Here is a 227-nt window from a genome sequence, read left to right as displayed (position 1 = left end):
AAAACGGGTAAAATCCCGGGGAAGTTTGACTTGCATCGCCTCATGGCTTCTAATCGTCATTTTCAAGCAATGTACTCTCAATCGGCCCAGCAGTGTCTAACCACCGTTGCTGAATCGTTTAAGTCATTTTTTGGGCTACTAAGAGGAATCACTCAAGGGACGGTGACGCAGAAACCGAAACTTCCTAACTATAGAAAGCCCGGATTGAACCTTGTCACCTATCCAAA

1 pseudogene is annotated in these 227 nt (G+C 45.4%); it reads left to right on the top strand.

The annotated features are described in order from the left end of the window. Nucleotides 1-42: 42 nt before the first annotated feature. Nucleotides 43-227, top strand: a pseudogene (locus tag AC0QH1_RS16980) (RNA-guided endonuclease InsQ/TnpB family protein); the annotation flags it as partial.

It is taken from the genome of Phormidium sp. CCY1219 (genome assembly GCF_055795085.1).
This window is presented reverse-complemented; position numbering and strand designations above follow the sequence as displayed.